We start from the raw sequence: 16,119 nt of genomic DNA on the forward strand, positions 1-16,119 counted from the left end.
GGTGGTTCCCGTGCCTCGTATCCCGGGCGTCGGCGACCGCCTCGGCCCCTACCGGATCACCCGCGAGCTCGGTGCGGGCGGCATGGGCATCGTCTTCGAGGCGCTCGAGGAGGGCCTGGGCCGCCGGGTCGCGCTCAAGGTGCTGGCGATCCAGCTGGCCGAGGAGCCCGAGTTCCGGGCCCGGTTCGCCCGCGAGGCCACGGTGCTGGCGCGCAGCGACAGCCCGCACATCATCCAGGTCTACAGCCACGGCGAGCAGGACGGCTGCCTCTACCTCGCCACCCAGTTCGTGCCCGGCGGCGACCTCGCGGCCCGGGTCGCGGCCAAGGGCGTGCCCGCGCCCGAGGTGGCGCTCGGGATCGCGAGCCAGGTGGCGGCCGCGCTCGCCGACGCCCACGCCGTCGGCGTCGTGCACCGCGACGTCAAGCCGCACAACGTGCTGCTCCGGCCGGGCCAGGGGCAGGTCCACGCCTACCTCTGCGACTTCGGGATCGCCCGGGACGACGACTCCTCGCTGACCAGCAGCGGCGTGGTCGCCGGCACCTACGCCTACCTCGCGCCGGAGCGCTTCCGCGGCGCACCCGCGACGCCGGCCAGCGACATCTACGCGCTCGGCTGCCTGCTGTGGTTCCTGCTGACCGGGCGGGCGCCGTACGAGGGCGGGCTGGTGCAGCTCGCCCAGCAGCACGAGGAGGCGCCGGTCCCGCAGCTGCCGGGAGGCCGGGGCGCCGACGACCGGATCAACGAGTTCCTGCGCCGGGCGATGGCCAAGGACCCGGCCCTACGGCCGGCGAGTGCCGCGCAGGCCGCGGCCGAGCTGCGGAGCCTGGCCGCGGCGGCCACCCCGGTCCCGGCGCCGGCGACGGCGCCGGTGGACGCCCCGCCGCCTCCGCCTGCCCCGTCGGCCCCGTCGCCGCTGCCGGTCGCGGGGGCGACGCCCGTGCTCACCCGGGAGGACCCCGAGGGCGAGCCGCGGTCAGGATCACGGTCGCGCCGGACGCCGCTGCTCGCCGGGCTGGCCGCGCTCGCGGTGGTCGCCGTGGGGATCGGCGTGGGCGTCTACCTGGGCAACCGGGGCGACGGCACCGGGAACGACCCGGTGGCGCGTGATCCCGGGGCGAGCACGTCGGGCCGGCCGGTGACCGGATCGAACGTCGACAAGGCGCACGGCGACGACCTCATCGTGCTGACCGGAGGCACCGCCCAGGTCCTGCTCTCCGAGGGCGGCGGCCGCCTCGCGGCTCCCCAGGAGTGGGCCGGGACGGCGTACGAGGGGGACAAGGTGGTGCGCGGCGACGTCAACGGCGACGGGCGCATCGACCTGGCGATCGTGGACCAGGCCCAGGGCGAGGTCCGGGTCGCGCTCTCGACCGGCTCCGGGTTCGCGGCGCCGCAGCGGTGGATCGGCGGTCTCGACCTGCCCGAGCGGTTCACGGTGACCTCGGGGGACTTCGACCACAGCGGGAGCACCGACCTCGCCGTGCTCCAGGGCGACAGCGACGGGATCCGGGTCGACGTGCTGCTCGCCGAGGACGACGGGTTCCGGGCGCCGGCGCTCTGGGTCACCCGGGCCCACTGGGATCCCACCCGGATGCGGCTCGGCGCCGGCGATGTCGACGGGGACGGCCGGGCCGACCTGATCGAGATGGGGACACCGGACCAGCAGCGGGTGGACGTCCAGGTGTTCCTGGCCGAGAAGAGCGGCGGTGGATTCGCGGACCCGGTCAAGTGGATCGACCGGCCGGACTGGGCGTTCGCCGACAGCCGCTACGTCGTGGGCTACCTCGACGGGGACGACCGGGCCGACATCCTGGTGGCGCGCAGCGTCGACGGCGGCACCGAGCTCGTGCCGCTGCTGTCCGACGGCACCGGGTTCCAGGCTCCCGGCGACGGCACGCAGGCCGCCCGGATCGACCGGCCGCTGACCCGGCTGGCCCTGGTCGCCGGCGACGTCCAGGGCAAGGGCAGCACCGGCCTCGTCGTCCTCGACCGCGACGACGGCCAGGTCCGGCTGTGGGCCTACGCCGACGGGCGGGTCGAGGCGGTGCCGACCGACGGCGCGGCGGCGCCGACCGTGCCGGGCGCGGAGAACGCGACCCTGGTCGGCATCACGCGCTGAGCGCGCGCAGCCAGGTCTCGGCGGCCGCCGGGTCGGGCAGCCGGACGACGGCCAGCCCCGGGTGGGTCAGCGCCAGCCCCTCGACCCAGGCCAGGTCGGTCTCCCGCTCGCGCTCACGGTCCCGCTCGCGGGCGTCGGTACGGAGCCGGCGCAGCGTGCGTCGTACCCGGCCGGTGAAGGTCTCCGGGCCGACCAGGTCGACGAGCGCGACGAGGTCCGCGCGCTCCAGCAGCGCCGGGCGCGCCCACGCCTCCTCGCCCGTGGTGACCCAGCCGTCGAACGCCGCCAGCCGGTCCACCTCGGCCGGACCGGCGAGGTCCGCGAGGGGCACCAGCGGCAGGTCGAGGACCTCCGCGAGCCGGTCCAGGTAGGCGCTCAGCTGCTCGCCCGGGGCCGCGGCCACGACCACGCGCTGGGGGAGCCGGCGCGGGTGGGGGACAGGGGCGTGCACCCGGCGCAGTCTAGGGACCGCATCTCCACCTAGAATCGCGGGCATGTCTCAACTCACCCGCGACGAGGTGGCCCACCTGGCCGATCTCGCCCGGATCGACCTCGACGACGCCGAGCTGGACCACCTGGCGCCCCAGCTCAACGTGATCCTCGAGGCGGTCGCTTCCATCAGCGGTGTGGCCGGCGACGACGTGCCGCCGACCTCGCACCCGATCCCGCTGACCAACGTCTTCCGCGAGGACGTCGTCGTGCCCGGCCTCACCGCCGAGCAGGCGCTGTCCGGCGCGCCGGAGGCCGAGGAGCAGCGGTTCCGGGTCCCGCGGATCCTGGGGGACGAGCAGTGAGTGAGCTGATCAAGAAGACCGCCGCCGAGCTGGCCGACGCGCTGGCCAGCGGTGAGACGACCTCCGTCGAGGTCACCCGGGCGCACCTCGACCGGATCGCGGCCGTCGACGGCTCGGCCGAGGCCGGCGTGCACGCCTTCCTCCACGTCGACGCCGAGGGCGCGCTGGCGCAGGCGGCCGAGTCCGACGCGCGGCGGGCCGCGGGTCAGGCACGGCACCTGCTCGACGGCGTACCGATCGCGGTCAAGGACGTGCTGGCCACGCAGGGCCTGCCCACGACGTGCGGCTCGCGGATCCTCGAGGGCTGGGTCCCGCCGTACGACGCGACGGTGGTCCGCAAGATCAAGGACGCCGGTCTGCCGATCCTCGGCAAGACCAACATGGACGAGTTCGCGATGGGCTCCTCGACCGAGCACTCGGCGTACGGCCCGACACGCAACCCGTGGGACCAGACCCGGATCCCGGGCGGCTCCGGCGGCGGCTCGGCCGCGGCGGTGGCGGCCTTCGAGGCGCCGCTGGCCCTCGGTACCGACACCGGCGGCTCGATCCGCCAGCCCGGCGCGGTCACCGGCACGGTCGGCGTGAAGCCGACCTACGGCGGCGTCTCGCGCTACGGCCTCGTCGCGCTCGCCAACAGCCTCGACCAGGTCGGCCCGGTCACCCGGACCGTCCTCGACTCCGCGCTGCTGCACGAGCTGATCGGCGGGCATGACCCGCTCGACTCGACCTCGGTCGACACCCCCGTCGGCTCCTACGTCGCCGCGGCACGCGAGGGCGCCCAGGGCAACCTCGCGGGCCTGCGCGTGGGGGTCATCAAGGAGCTGGCCGGCGACGGCTGGCAGCCGGGCGTGATGGAGCGGTTCGCCGAGTCCGTCGACCTGCTCAGGGAGATGGGGGCCGAGGTCACCGAGATCTCGTGCCCGGCGTTCGTGCACGCGATGGCGACCTACTACCTGATCCTGCCGGCGGAGTGCTCCTCCAACCTCGCCAAGTTCGACGCCATGCGCTACGGCCTGCGCGTCGTACCCGAGGGCGACCCCAGCGCCGAGGCGGTCATGAAGGCCTCGCGCGACGCGGGCTTCGGCGACGAGGTCAAGCGCCGCATCATGATCGGCACCTACGCGCTGTCGAGCGGCTACTACGACGCCTACTACGGCCAGGCCCAGAAGGTCCGCACGCTCATCTCGCGCGACTTCGCGGCCGCCTTCGAGAACGTCGACGTGCTGGTCTCGCCGACCGCGCCGACCACCGCGTTCCCCCTGGGCGACAAGCTGGACGACCCGCTGGCGATGTACCTCCAGGACCTCGCCACGATCCCGGCCAACCTGGCCGGCGTCCCCGGCATCTCGGTGCCGGCCGGTCTCGCCGCCGAGGACGGCCTCCCGGTCGGCCTCCAGGTGCTCGCCCCGGCCCTCGCCGACGACCGGCTCTACCGGGTCGGTGCGGCCGTCGAGGCAGCGCTCACGCTGCGCTGGGGCGGTCCGATCCTCGACAAGCTGCCGGAGGTGCAGGCATGAGCGACGTCCTGATCGACTTCGACGAGGTCGTGGCGAGCTACGACCCGGCGCTCGGCCTCGAGATCCACGTCGAGCTCAACACCAACACCAAGATGTTCTGCGGCTGCCCGGCCGTGTTCGGCGGTGAGCCCAACACCCAGGTCTGCCCGACCTGCCTGGGCCTCCCCGGCGCGATGCCGGTCGTCAACGGCAAGGCCGTCGAGTCGGCCATCCGGATCGGTCTGGCGCTCAACTGCGAGATCGCCGAGTGGTGCCGGTTCGCCCGGAAGAACTACTTCTACCCGGACATGCCGAAGAACTTCCAGACCTCCCAGTACGACGAGCCGATCGCCTTCGAGGGCTACCTCGACGTCGACGTGGAGGGCGAGACCTTCCGCATCGAGATCGAGCGCGCCCACATGGAGGAGGACACCGGCAAGTCCAGCCACGTCGGCGGCTCCGACGGCCGCATCCACGGCGCGGACTACTCGCTGGTCGACTACAACCGGGCCGGGATCCCCCTGATCGAGATCGTCACCAAGCCGATCCTCGGTACGGGCGACAAGGCGCCGCTGGTCGCCAAGGCCTACGTCTCCGCGATCCGCGACCTGATCGTCGCCCTCGGCGTCTCCGACGCCCGGATGGACCAGGGCTCGATCCGGGCCGACGTGAACCTCTCGCTCGCGCCGAAGGGCTCGACGGCGCTGGGCACCCGGTCGGAGACCAAGAACGTCAACTCGCTGCGCTCGGTCGAGCGCGCGGTCCGCTACGAGATGTCCCGGCACGCCGGCATCCTCGGGGCGGGCGGGTCGGTGCTCCAGGAGACCCGGCACTTCCACGAGAACGACGGCACCACGTCGTCGGGTCGCGAGAAGTCCGACGCCGAGGACTACCGCTACTTCCCCGAGCCGGACCTGGTGCCGGTCGCCCCCTCGCGGGAGTGGGTCGAGGAGCTGCGCGCCACCCTGCCGGAGAACCCCGCCGCCAAGCGGACCCGGCTCCAGGGCGAGTGGGGCTTCACCGACCTCGAGATGCGCGACACGATCGGTGCGGGCGCGCTCGCCCTCGTCGAGGAGACCGTCGCCGCCGGCGCCGCGCCCCAGGCCGCGCGCAAGTGGTGGCTGACCGAGCTGGCCCGCCGGGCCAACGACGCCGGTGTCGAGCTCGGCGAGCTCGCGGTCACCCCGGCCCAGGTCGCCGCCGTCCAGGCGCTCGTCGAGGCCAAGACGATCAACGATAAGCTGGCCCGCCAGGTCTTCGACGGCCTGCTCGCCGGCGAGGGCACGCCCGAGGAGATCATCGCGGCCCGCGGGCTCGCCGTCGTCTCCGACGAGGGTGCGCTCTCCGCGGCCGTCGACAAGGCGATCGCCGAGAACCCCGACATCGCCGACAAGATCCGCGACGGCAAGCTCGCCGCGGCGGGCGCTCTCATCGGCGCGGTGATGAAGGAGATGCGCGGCCAGGCCGACGCCGGCCGCGTGCGCGAGCTGGTGCTCGAGAAGCTGTCCTGAGGGTCCGTTCCCTCGCCGCACCGCCCGCCCCGCGCTCGTCGCGCGGGGCGGGCGGTTCGTCTTTCTCAGGCGACCTTGCGGAGGTTGGTGAGCGAGATCCAGCCGCGGTTGCCGCTGGGGGTGTTGACCGCGACCCAGCCCCGGTGGCCGGCGACCGCGCCGCCGCGGCGGGCGATCCAGCGGGTGTCCACCTCGGTTCCGCGGGCCAAGCTGCCGATCCGGCGGTCCTTCGTGCTCGGACCCTGTCGGATGACGGTCCCGACGCTGACCTCGTAGGCCCAGTCGCCGGCCGTGCAGTCGACGGGCGCGGCGCCGATGTTGGCGACGTAGCGGGCACTGACCCAGCCGTCGCGGCCACGGATCTTGTACCAGCGGCCGTTGCCGTCGACCGCCGTCCCGTTGAGCTTGCACTCGAGGGTGAGGACGGCGCCCCGGCGGTGGCTGCGCCCCGTCGTCGCGGCGTGGCTGCTGGGGGCGGTGCGCTCGACCAGACCGGTCCGGGCGACGACCCGGCCCTGGGCCTGGGTCGTGGCGGGCGCGGCGTCGGCGGTGCCGGGCAGGGCGAGGACGCCGGCGCCGGCGGCGAGGAGCAGGGCGGCCAGCGAGCGGCCGAGGGTGCGTGCGGGTGCGGACATGGTGGGTCCTTTCCGAGAGGAACGACGAAGCTGTTCGCCTGCTGTGATGCGCGGCTCGCGCGGAAAGTTGCGCCGCGAACAGTCCTTTCGGGTCATGTGCACCAGGACCGGTCCGGTCTAGGGTCGCGCCCGACGGGTCCGCCGCCGTGGTGGTCCGCCGTTCATGGGGAGTGACACATGGGGCTGTTCCGTACGCTGCGCCGACTCGTTCCGGTGGTCCTCGCGACCGCCGCTCTGCTGTTGACCGGGCTCGTCACGGGGGCCGCTCCGGCCCACGCCGTGATCGCCGCACCGAGCCACGCCGGCGAGCTGCTCGTCCGCGGCCCGGCGAGCTCCGCCTTCACCCGCGCCCCGCTCGTCAGCCAGGTCGGCAAGGAGGGCGCGACCCTGTCGTTCAGCGTCCAGGTCCGCAACAGCGGCGTCGACCTCGCGCAGTACCGGGTCCTGGTCAAGGACCTCACCACCGCCAAGGCCCAGACCTTCGACGGCACCCTCAACGTCACGCCGCTCGCCGCCTCCACCGGCGGCTTCGTGACCAAGGCCCTGGCCAGCAAGGCCGGCCACACGCTCACCGTGAAGATCACCGTCCCGACCGGGGACCCGGCGTACCGGCACAACTCGGTGGTCCTGCTCTACAGCACCGACGGCGCGATCCTCGACTACGTCTACCTCGACGCCGAGCAGGCCGCACCCGCCACCGGTACCACCGCCGCCGACCTCGTCGTCAAGCAGGGCGGCCAGCCCACCGTCGGCAACGGCCAGGAGTACCAGGTCCTCACCGCCCCGACGCTCGCCGCCAACGGCACCGCGACCTTCACCGCGACCCTCCAGAACAACACCGCCACCCCGGCCGCCGTCGCCTTCTCGATGGCCGACGCCGCCTGCGGCTACACCCTGGCCGTCAAGGACGGCCGGACCGACATCACCGCCGCCGTCCTCGCCGGGACCTACCGCACCCCGACCCTGGCCAAGGCCGGCAAGCGCAACCTGACCATCACCGTCAAGGCGACCAAGACCGCCTGCGTGACCACCAACTGGGTGCTCCAGAGCGGCGTCCCGGACGCCGCACCCACCCACTTCACGAACCTGCTCGTCAACCTCGGGGTCTGAGCGTCGTACCCCGCCCGGGTGGGAGCGGTCGGATGCGGTCGGGGGCGTCGTACGGAGGTACGCTGCCCCGGACACATCAAGAACACGCCCGTGGCGGGGGAAGCCGGTCCGAGTCCGGCGCTGACCCGCAGCCGTAGGCCGCCCCTCGGGGGAGCGGCGAGCCGGAGTACCTGGCACGGGGCGTCCTGACACACAACGCTGTCGTGGAAAGCAGCGGGGTCACAGGCCTCCTGGGACTGCCCGCTGTGCAGCGGGAAGGCAACCCATGCTCATCCGAACCCTGGCTCGCCGTGCGGCCGCAGCCGCCACCGGCGGCGCGCTCGTCGCGACCGGTCTGCTCGTCGGGGGGCCGGCGCCGCAGGCGCACGCGGCCCCGGTCAACCCGGAGGCGGCGGCCGCCGCGTCCTGGCTGGCCGCGCAGCTCGACGCCAACGGTGCGTTCACCTACCTCGACTGGCAGGGCCAGCAGGCGACCGACATCGGTTCGACCATCGACCTCGGCCTCTCCCTCGAGGAGACCGACCCCGCGTCGGCCGTCATCGGCACCGTCACGGACGGAGTGGATGCCAACCTCGAGGCGTACGTCGGTGCGACCGCAGTGCCCGCGAAGGCGGACGAGGCGGCCAAGGCTGCCTACTTCTACGCGACCGTCGGCGCGACCCCTCCCGCGGGAATCGACCTGACGGCTCGCGTCGAGGACGCGCTCGGCGGCGACGGCGCGCTCTTCGCCGGCGTCAACGCCTACGAGCAGGTCTGGGCGTCCCTGGCCCTCGACGCCGTCGGTCACGACGCGACCGCCGCCGATGCGACGGACTACCTGATCAACAGCCTCAAGTGCCCCACCGGTGGCTGGGGATTCGGCAGCGGCGCTACCTGCGCTGCCGACCCGGACACGACCGCGCTCGTCATCGTGGCCCTGTGGAACCAGCGTGACGTCACCGGTATCCAGGCCGAGCTGACGTCCGCGGTCGCGTACCTCAAGGCCCAGCAGGCCGCCGACGGCAGCTTCTCCAACTTCGGCAACCCCAACGCCAACAGCACCGGTATGGCGGGATGGGCTCTCGGTGTGGTCGGTGAGACGGCCTCCGCGGCCAAGGCTGCCGCGTGGGTGGCCGACCACCAGGTCGTCGCCATCCCCGAGTGCGCGTCGGGCCCGATCCCGGGCGAGGCAGGGGCGCTCGCCTACGACGACGCCAGCATCAAGGACGGCATCGCCGACGGCATCACGGCGGCCGATCGCGGCATGTGGATCCTCAGCGGGTCGCAGGCGCTGCGTTCGCTCAAGCACCTCGCGGCGCGACCGGCCACGACCGCCGCGGTCACCGGCCCGACCGGCTATGTCGCCGCGGGCAAGCCCGCCACGTTGAAGGTCGCCGGCCTGCGCTCGGGCCAGACGGCATGCCTCACCGGCATCGGCGGGACCCAGTGGACCGTCGGCGGCGGCAACCTCACCGTGGCGCTCCCGGCCGTGACGCGTAACAACGTCGCGACCGTCCGCTACGCCGGCGGCAACGCTTCCGTCACGGTCAAGGCGCTCGGTGCGGCCACGCTCAAGGTCAAGCACCCGGCTCGCGTCAAGGCGCGCAAGAAGCTCACCGTCACCGTCACCGTCAGCGGCCTCGCGGCCGGTGAGCGGGTGACCGTCACCGTCGGCACCAAGAAGGTCGTCCGCACGGCGACCGCGGCCGGCAAGCTCAAGGTCCAGGTCAAGGTCGGCAAGAAGAAGGGCAAGGCCAAGGTCACCGCGGTCGGGCAGTTCGCCAACCGCAAGGGCAAGGCCACGGTCCGGGTCGTCTGACATGCGGCTCACCGCCTCCCTGCGCGCGGTGGCCGCGACGGTTCTCGTCGCGGCCACCTTCGCGCTGCTCCCGGCGTCGCCCGCGTCGGCGGCCGCCTGCGCCGGGACGTCGGGGATCAGCGTCGTCGTCGATCCGAACGCCCTCGGCGGCGGTATCAGCGCGGGCTGCGACCGCGACGGCGGCATCCCTGCGGTCAACAACTTCGCGGACGCGGGCTACCGCCTGGAGTACAGCTCGGCGCCGGGGATGACCGGTTTCGTGTGCAAGATCAACGGCCGCCCGGCCGACGGTGACTGCGCGCGCACCGACGCGTACTGGAGCCTGTGGTGGTCCGACGGCACGTCCAGCCGCTGGACCTACGCCACCCGGGGCGCGGGCAGCCTCCGCGTGCCCGAGGGCGGCGTGGTCGCCTTCGCGTGGCACGAGGGTGCCGGCCAGGCCGCCCCGCCGAACGCCGATCCCAAGCGCACCGCACCGGCGCCGCCCCGACCGTCCAAGAAGCCGACGCCCAAGCCTGCTCCCAAGCCCACCAAGCCGGGCACCAGGGCCACGCCCACCCCGAGCGGCGCGAGCACGCCGACGGCGACCAGCAGCAGCACCGCGACGCCGTCGTCGTCCGCGACGCCGACCGCTCCGACGTCCTCGGCGTCGGCGTCGAGCCCGGCGACCGACGCGCCCGTGCCGACCGACCCGGGCCAGACCGACGTCCCGTCGGTCGACGACATCACCTCCGGCCCGGACGACGCATCAGCGGACACGGTTGACTCCGGGGACGGCGGCGGTTTCCCCGTCTGGCTCGGGGCGGTCCTCGCGGTCGTCGTGCTGGGTGGCGCCGCGGCCGTGCCGATCCTGCGCCGCCGGGGCTGACCCGTGGCGGTACGGCGATGAGGCTGTCGCGGGACCTGCATCCCGTGGCGTGGTGGACGTGGGCGGTGGGGCTGGCCGTGGCGTCCTCCTGCACGACGAACCCGCTGCTGCTCCTCGGCCTCCTCGCCACGATGACCCTCGTTGTCCTCACCTGCCGCTCCGACCAGCCCTGGGCGCGGTCGTTCCGGCTCTACGTCTGGCTCGGGGCGATCACGCTGGTGGTCCGGATCGTGTTCCGGATCGTGCTCGGCGGCGATGTGCCCGGGCACGTGCTGTTCACGTTGCCGTCGATCCCGCTGCCGGACTGGGCGGCGGGGATCTCGCTGCTGGGGCCGTTCACGCGGGAGGAGCTGCTGGCGGCGACCTACGAGGGGCTGCGGCTGGCGACGCTGCTGATCGCGGTGGGCTCCGCCAATGCGCTGGCCAACCCCAAGCGGCTGATGAAGTCGCTGCCGCCCGCCCTCTACGAGATCGGGACGGCGATGACGGTCGCGATCAGCGTCGTCCCCCAGCTGGCCGACAGCGCGCGGCGGGTGCGGGCCGCGCAGCAGTTGCGGGGTGGGCCGGAGGGGCGGTTCCGCCGCATCCGTGGCGTACGACGGCTGCTGGTGCCGATCCTCGAGGACTCCTTCGACCGCTCGCTCGCGCTGGCCGCCGGCATGGACGCGCGCGGCTACGGCCGCACCGGTGACCTGACGCCGGGGCAGCGGCGGGCGACCGGGGCGCTGATCCTGGCCGGTCTGGTGGGGGTGTGCGTGGGTGTCTACGCCTTCCTCGACAGCTCGGCGCCGCGCGTGCTGGCGGTGCCGATGCTGGCGCTGGGCATGCTCGTCGCGCTCGGTGGGTTCGTGCTCGCGGGGCGCCGGGTGGGGCGCACGCGCTACCGCCCGGACCGCTGGCGACTGCCCGAGGTGCTCGTCGCGGCGTCCGGGATCGCCGCAGGTGCGGGGATGTGGGCCGTCCAGCGCTGGGATCCCCAGGTCGCGCACCCCGGTGTCCTGACCGCGCCCGGCCTGTCCCTGCTGGCCGTCGTGGCCGCGCTCGTCGCGGTGGTGCCGGTGTGGGCGGCGCCGCTGCCGCTGACCGTGGCGCGGCGTGAGGCGGTGCCGGTCGGATGATCGAGCTGCGCGCCCTCACCTTCCGGTACGACGACCCGCCGGCCCCCGCGGTCCTCGACGCCGTGGACCTCACCATCGACAACGGCGAGCTGGTCGTGCTGGCCGGCCCCACCGGCGTCGGCAAGTCGACCCTGCTGGGCGCGGTCGCGGGTCTCGTGCCGTCCTACACCGGGGGGACGCTGACCGGCGACGTGCTCCTCGACGGCGTGAGCATCGTGGACCTCCCGGCCCGCGAGCGGGCCCACGCGATCGGGTACGTCGGCCAGAACCCCGCAGCCTGGTTCGTCACCGACACGGTCGAGGAGGAGCTCGCCTTCGGCATGGAGCAGCTCGGCCTCCCGGCCGCGACGATGCGCCGCCGGGTCGAGGAGACCCTCGACCTGCTCGGCATCGCCGACCTGCGCCACCGCGACCTGCGCACGCTCTCGGGCGGCCAGCAGCAGCGGGTGGCGATCGGCTCGGTGCTCACCGCGCACCCGCGGCTGCTCGTGCTCGACGAGCCGACCTCGGCGCTCGACCCCACGGCGGCCGAGGACGTCCTGGCCACGCTGACCCGGCTGGTCCACGACCTGGGGGTCTCGGTGCTCGTCGCCGAGCACCGGCTCGAGCGGGTGGTGCCGTTCGCCGACCGGCTGTGCCTGCTGCGCCGCGGCGGCACGGTCGAGGTGGGCGACCCGGCCGAGGTGCTGCGTGCGGCGCCGATCGCGCCGCCGATCGTCGAGCTGGGCCGGCTGGCCGGCTGGGACCCGCTGCCGCTCACCGTCCGTGACGCCCGGCGCCGGGCGCCCGCGCTGCGCGAGCGTCTCGGCGAGCCCCCGACGCGTCCGCGGCCCGGCGACGGCGCCGACCCCCTCGTCGACGTACGGCGTCTCGTGGTCGCGCACGGCCGGACCGCCGCCGTCCGCGAGGTCGACCTCACCCTGCGCCCCGGCACCGTCACCGCGCTGATGGGCCGCAACGGCGCGGGCAAGTCCACGCTGATGTGGACGCTGCAGGGCCGGCACACGCCGACGGGCGGCAGCGTCGAGGTCGCCGGCCAGGCGCCGGCGAGCCTCAAGCCGGAGCAGCGCCGGGCGACGACCGGGCTGGTCCCGCAGAGCCCGGCCGACCTGCTCTACCTCGAGACCGTCGCCGAGGAGTGCGCCGCCGCCGACGCCTCCGCGCGCCAGCCCACGGGCACCTGCGCGGGCCTGCTCGACCGGCTCGCTCCCGGCATCGATCCCGAGCAGCACCCGCGGGACCTCTCCGAGGGCCAGCGCCTCGCGCTGGCGGTCTCGATCGTGCTCACCGCGCGGCCGCCGGTGCTGCTGCTCGACGAGCCGACCCGCGGCCTGGACTACCCGGCCAAGCATGCCCTCGCCGGGCTGCTGCGCGACCTGGCCCGCGAGCCCGGCCACGAGCGCGCCGTCCTCGTCGCCACCCACGACGTCGAGTTCGTCGCCCAGGTGGCCGACGACCTGGTCGTGCTCGCCGAGGGCGAGGTCGTCTCGGCTGGCCCGGTCGCCCGCGGGGTCGCGGAGTCGCCGTCGTTCGCGCCCCAGGTGACCAAGGTGCTGGGCCCGGGCTGGCTCAGCGTCGACGACGTGGCGGCCGCGCTGTGAGCACCGCGGTCCCGCTCAGCCTGCGCTCCACGCTGGTCCTCGGCGTCACGTCGGTGATCGGCCTGCTCATGCTGTCGTGGCCGCTGCTCCTCGACGTCGACCCGAGCGCCCAGCGGGTCGACCCGCCGTTCCTCTTCCTCGGACTGCTGCCGGTGATCCTCGCCGTCGTCCTGGCCGAGCTCAGCGAGGGCGGCATGGACGCCCGGGTGCTCGCCATCCTCGGCGTCCTCAGCGCGGTCAACGCCGTGCTCCGCCTCCTCAGCGCCGGTACGGCGGGCCTCGAGCTGGTCTTCTTCCTGCTGATCCTCGGGGGCCGGGTGTTCGGCGCCGGCTTCGGGTTCGTGCTCGGCTGCACGTCCCTGTTCGCCTCGGCCCTGATGACCGCCGGGGTGGGGCCCTGGCTGCCGTTCCAGATGCTCGTCGCGGCCTGGGTCGGCATGGGCGCGGGCCTGCTCCCGCGGCGCGTCACCGGACGCCGCGAGATCGCGATGCTCGTGGTCTACGGCATCGTCGCGGCCTACCTCTACGGCCTGCTGATGAACCTCCAGGGCTGGCCGTTCATGGCCGGCGTACAGGTGCCGGGGCAGGACTCGACCGAGCTGTCGTACGTCCCCGGGGCGCCGCTGCTCGACAACCTGCACCACTTCGTGGTCTACACGCTGCTGACCTCGACCGGCGGCTGGGACACCGGCCGGGCGATCACCAACGCGCTCGCGCTCGCGCTGCTCGGCCCGGCGGTGCTCACCACGCTGCGCCGCGCGGCCCGGCGGGCCCGGGTCGAGGGGCCCGCCGCTACGGCTCGATGAGCAGGATGCGGTCGTCGTCGGCGCCCGGGTCGCCCCGGCCGTCGCGGTTGCTGGTGGTGAGCCAGAGCCGTCCGTCGGGGGCCCGGACGACCGTCCGCAGCCGCCCGTACGACGCCTCGTCGCCCTTGCCGGTGAAGTAGGCCGTCGGCTCGCTCGCCTCGCCGCCGGCGACCTTGATCCGCCACAGCCGCTCGCCGCGCAGCGCGGCCATCCACAGGTAGCCGCCGGAGAACGCCAGTCCGGCGGGGGAGGCCTCGTCGGTGAGCCAGGTCAGCGCCGGCCGGGTGAACCGGTCGGGGCCCTCGTCGCCCTCGGCGAGCGGCCAGCCGTAGTCGGCGCCGGGGAGGATCCGGTTGAGCTCGTCGGAGGTCTGGTCGCCGAACTCCGAGGCCCACAGCGAGCCCTGGTCGTCGAAGGCGAGGCCCTCGACGTTGCGGTGGCCCCACGACCACACCGCGTCGCCGAACGGGTTGTCGGGGGCGGGCTCACCGTCGGGGGTGATCCGCAGGATCTTGCCGGCCAGGGACTTCTTGTCGCGCGCGAGGTCGGTGTCGCCGGTCTCGCCGGTCGACACGTAGAGGTAGCCGTCGCTGCCGAACGCGAGCCGGCCGCCGTCGTGGCGGGTGCCGGTCGGGATGCCGGTGAGGACGGGCTCGGGGGTGCCGAGCCGGTCGCCGTCGAGGGTGGCGCGCACGACGCGGTTGTCGTCCTCGGTGCAGACGTAGAGGTAGACGAGCCCGTCCTCGGCGAAGGTGGGGGACACGGCGACGCCGAGCAGGCCGGCCTCACCGGAGGCCTGGGCCTCGGCGATCCGGCCGGCCTCGACGACCTCGCCCTCCTGGTCGGTCGGCTCGCCGTCGCTCACCTCGGGCGCGGTGACGAGCAGGACCCGGCCGGTGCGCTCGGTGACGATCGCACGCCCGTCGGGCAGGAAGTCCAGGCCCCACGGGGTGTCCAGGCCGCTGGCCACGGTCGCGACCACGTCGGGGACGCCGTCGACGGTGAAGATCACCTTGCCGTCGACGACCGAGCCGGTCGGGGCGGCGCTCGCGGTGCTGACGACGTCGACCTTGCTCTCGTTGCCGCCCTGGCTGCAGCCGGCGGCGACGAGGGCGAGGACGGCGGCGCCGGCGATCCCGGCGGCGGTACGGGGGCGGCGGGTCACGCGACGTGCTCCAGGAACTCGAGCAGCAGCCGGTGCACCCGGTCGGGCTGCTCGAGCTGGACGAAGTGGGAGCCGCGCAGCTCGACGTAGGCGCTGTCCTGGCCGTTGTCGGTGAGCCGGCGCGCGGCGCTGGCCATGTCGCGGGCACCGGCCAGGACGTCGTACGTCGCGGAGACGAACATCGTGGGGACCTGGATCTTGCTCAGCCGGACCCGCGGGTGGCGCGAGGTGCTGATCGCCAGGTGGGCGTACCAGTCGACGGGCGTGGTGAGGAACTCCTGGAGGCCGACCGCGGCGGCCTCGGGATCGGCCATCGGGAACATGAAGCCGGTCCGCCCGAGCAGCCGGACCACGGCCGGGGTCATCGGGAGGTTGCGCACGATCGGGTTGACCGCCCAGCCGGTGTGCTTGGCGACGCGGCAGGCGTTGACGGTGACGGCGCGGGCGAGCAGCCGCGGCAGGTGGAGCGGGCCGAGCATGGTGGCGAAGGTGTCGCCGGGGACCCCGCACATCGCGAAGATGCCGCGCACCCGCTCGGGGTGGCGGTAGGTCAGCTCGAAGGCGGTGTTGACGCCCATCGACCAGCCCATGAGGACGGCGCTGTCGATGCCGAAGTGGTCCATCACGGACAGGCCGTCCTGGACGAAGTGCTCGATCTCGACGTGCCGCTTGTCGGCGGGCCGCTCGGAGCCGCCGACGCCGCGGTGGTTCCACGAGACCACCCGGACGCCGCACTCGGGGTCGAGCAGCCACGGCCAGAGGTAGGGGTTGGTGCCCAGGCCGTTGCAGAGGACGACGGTGGGCCCGTCGATCACCCCGTCGGGGTCGTTGGTCCAGGCGCGCACGTGCGTCCCGTCGTCCGACAGGATGTCGCGGAACGCGATCGACGCGGGCCGGACGCGCTGCTCGGGCCGGGGAGCGGAGGTCGACATGGCGTCGATTCTGCACGACGCGGACGCCGGACCGGCGTACTCACCCCGCTGCGGCGTCCGGATGGACCATCCGGCGGGTCGCCCGGGTGGCGCCGACGCTGGCCACGACGACGCAGGCGATGGCGGCCCACTGGACGGGGGCGAGGGACTCCCCGACGACCGCGAG

Annotated in this window: 14 protein-coding genes and 1 riboswitch; of the genes, 10 read left to right on the forward strand and 4 right to left on the reverse strand. The window is 74.1% G+C overall.

Annotated features, from left to right (window positions below; genetic code table 11):
- Positions 1-10 precede the first annotated feature (10 nt).
- Positions 11-2,119: a protein kinase gene (locus CCO04_RS29830; protein WP_215814893.1), complete on the forward strand. Its 2,109-nt coding sequence runs from the start codon at positions 11-13 to the stop codon at positions 2,117-2,119.
- On the opposite strand, the gene CCO04_RS14860 is transcribed toward CCO04_RS29830, so the two are convergent.
- A complete protein-coding gene (locus CCO04_RS14860) occupies positions 2,109-2,570 on the reverse strand; it encodes a hypothetical protein (RefSeq protein ID WP_215814894.1) in 462 nt (153 codons plus the stop codon). The two genes, CCO04_RS29830 and CCO04_RS14860, sit on opposite strands and share 11 nt — an antisense overlap.
- A gap of 43 nt (positions 2,571-2,613) precedes the next feature.
- Between CCO04_RS14860 and gatC the strand changes: the two genes are divergently transcribed.
- From gatC to gatB, 3 genes are read left to right on the forward strand one after another with little or no spacing between them, the layout of a single operon-like run.
- Complete coding sequence (gatC, locus tag CCO04_RS14865; RefSeq protein WP_215814895.1) at positions 2,614-2,913, forward strand: Asp-tRNA(Asn)/Glu-tRNA(Gln) amidotransferase subunit GatC; 300 nt, start codon at positions 2,614-2,616, stop codon at positions 2,911-2,913.
- Positions 2,910-4,430 (forward strand): Asp-tRNA(Asn)/Glu-tRNA(Gln) amidotransferase subunit GatA, encoded by a 1,521-nt coding sequence (gatA, locus tag CCO04_RS14870; RefSeq protein WP_215814896.1) that lies wholly within the window; start codon positions 2,910-2,912, stop codon positions 4,428-4,430. The genes gatC and gatA overlap by 4 nt, the downstream gene beginning before the upstream one ends.
- A complete protein-coding gene (gene gatB, locus CCO04_RS14875; RefSeq protein ID WP_215814897.1) occupies positions 4,427-5,920 on the forward strand; it encodes an Asp-tRNA(Asn)/Glu-tRNA(Gln) amidotransferase subunit GatB in 1,494 nt (497 codons plus the stop codon). Before gatA ends, gatB begins: the two co-directional genes overlap by 4 nt.
- Before the next feature lie 65 nt (positions 5,921-5,985).
- On the opposite strand, the gene CCO04_RS14880 is transcribed toward gatB, so the two are convergent.
- Positions 5,986-6,555: an SH3 domain-containing protein gene (locus CCO04_RS14880; protein ID WP_215814898.1), complete on the reverse strand. Its 570-nt coding sequence runs from the start codon at positions 6,553-6,555 to the stop codon at positions 5,986-5,988.
- 177 nt (positions 6,556-6,732) lie between these two features.
- Here CCO04_RS14880 and CCO04_RS14885 point away from each other — a divergent pair, with 177 nt between their 5' ends.
- The 6 genes from CCO04_RS14885 (at position 6,733) to CCO04_RS14910 (ending at position 13,856) form a co-directional block, all read left to right on the forward strand.
- Positions 6,733-7,665: a hypothetical protein gene (locus CCO04_RS14885; protein ID WP_215814899.1), complete on the forward strand. Its 933-nt coding sequence runs from the start codon at positions 6,733-6,735 to the stop codon at positions 7,663-7,665.
- A gap of 97 nt (positions 7,666-7,762) precedes the next feature.
- Positions 7,763-7,836, forward strand: a riboswitch (cobalamin riboswitch).
- Positions 7,837-7,930: 94 nt separating this feature from the next.
- Entirely contained in the window at positions 7,931-9,463 is a 1,533-nt protein-coding gene (locus CCO04_RS14890) for a hypothetical protein (RefSeq protein WP_215814900.1), read from the forward strand.
- A 1-nt stretch (position 9,464) separates the two neighbouring features.
- Positions 9,465-10,331, forward strand: coding sequence for a hypothetical protein (locus tag CCO04_RS14895; RefSeq protein WP_215814901.1), 867 nt, complete (start codon positions 9,465-9,467; stop codon positions 10,329-10,331).
- A gap of 17 nt (positions 10,332-10,348) precedes the next feature.
- Entirely contained in the window at positions 10,349-11,449 is a 1,101-nt protein-coding gene (locus tag CCO04_RS14900) for an energy-coupling factor transporter transmembrane component T (RefSeq protein WP_215814902.1), read from the forward strand.
- On the forward strand, positions 11,446-13,050 hold the full coding sequence (locus CCO04_RS14905) for an ABC transporter ATP-binding protein (protein WP_215814903.1): 1,605 nt from the start codon (positions 11,446-11,448) through the stop codon (positions 13,048-13,050). The genes CCO04_RS14900 and CCO04_RS14905 overlap by 4 nt, the downstream gene beginning before the upstream one ends.
- On the forward strand, positions 13,047-13,856 hold the full coding sequence (locus CCO04_RS14910; protein WP_374197008.1) for an ECF transporter S component: 810 nt from the start codon (positions 13,047-13,049) through the stop codon (positions 13,854-13,856). The genes CCO04_RS14905 and CCO04_RS14910 overlap by 4 nt, the downstream gene beginning before the upstream one ends.
- Here the strand turns inward: CCO04_RS14910 and CCO04_RS14915 are convergent.
- Both CCO04_RS14915 and CCO04_RS14920 read right to left on the reverse strand, forming a co-directional pair.
- Positions 13,843-15,021 (reverse strand): sorbosone dehydrogenase family protein, encoded by a 1,179-nt coding sequence (locus CCO04_RS14915; RefSeq protein WP_215814904.1) that lies wholly within the window; start codon positions 15,019-15,021, stop codon positions 13,843-13,845. The genes CCO04_RS14910 and CCO04_RS14915 overlap by 14 nt on opposite strands.
- The gene (locus CCO04_RS14920; protein WP_215814905.1) at positions 15,018-15,953 is read right to left on the reverse strand and encodes an alpha/beta fold hydrolase; all 936 of its coding nucleotides are present in this window, start codon (positions 15,951-15,953) and stop codon (positions 15,018-15,020) included. Before CCO04_RS14920 ends, CCO04_RS14915 begins: the two co-directional genes overlap by 4 nt.
- Positions 15,954-16,119 lie beyond the last annotated feature (166 nt).

Source organism: Pimelobacter sp. 30-1 (assembly GCF_018831735.1).
GTDB lineage: Bacteria > Actinomycetota > Actinomycetes > Propionibacteriales > Nocardioidaceae > Nocardioides.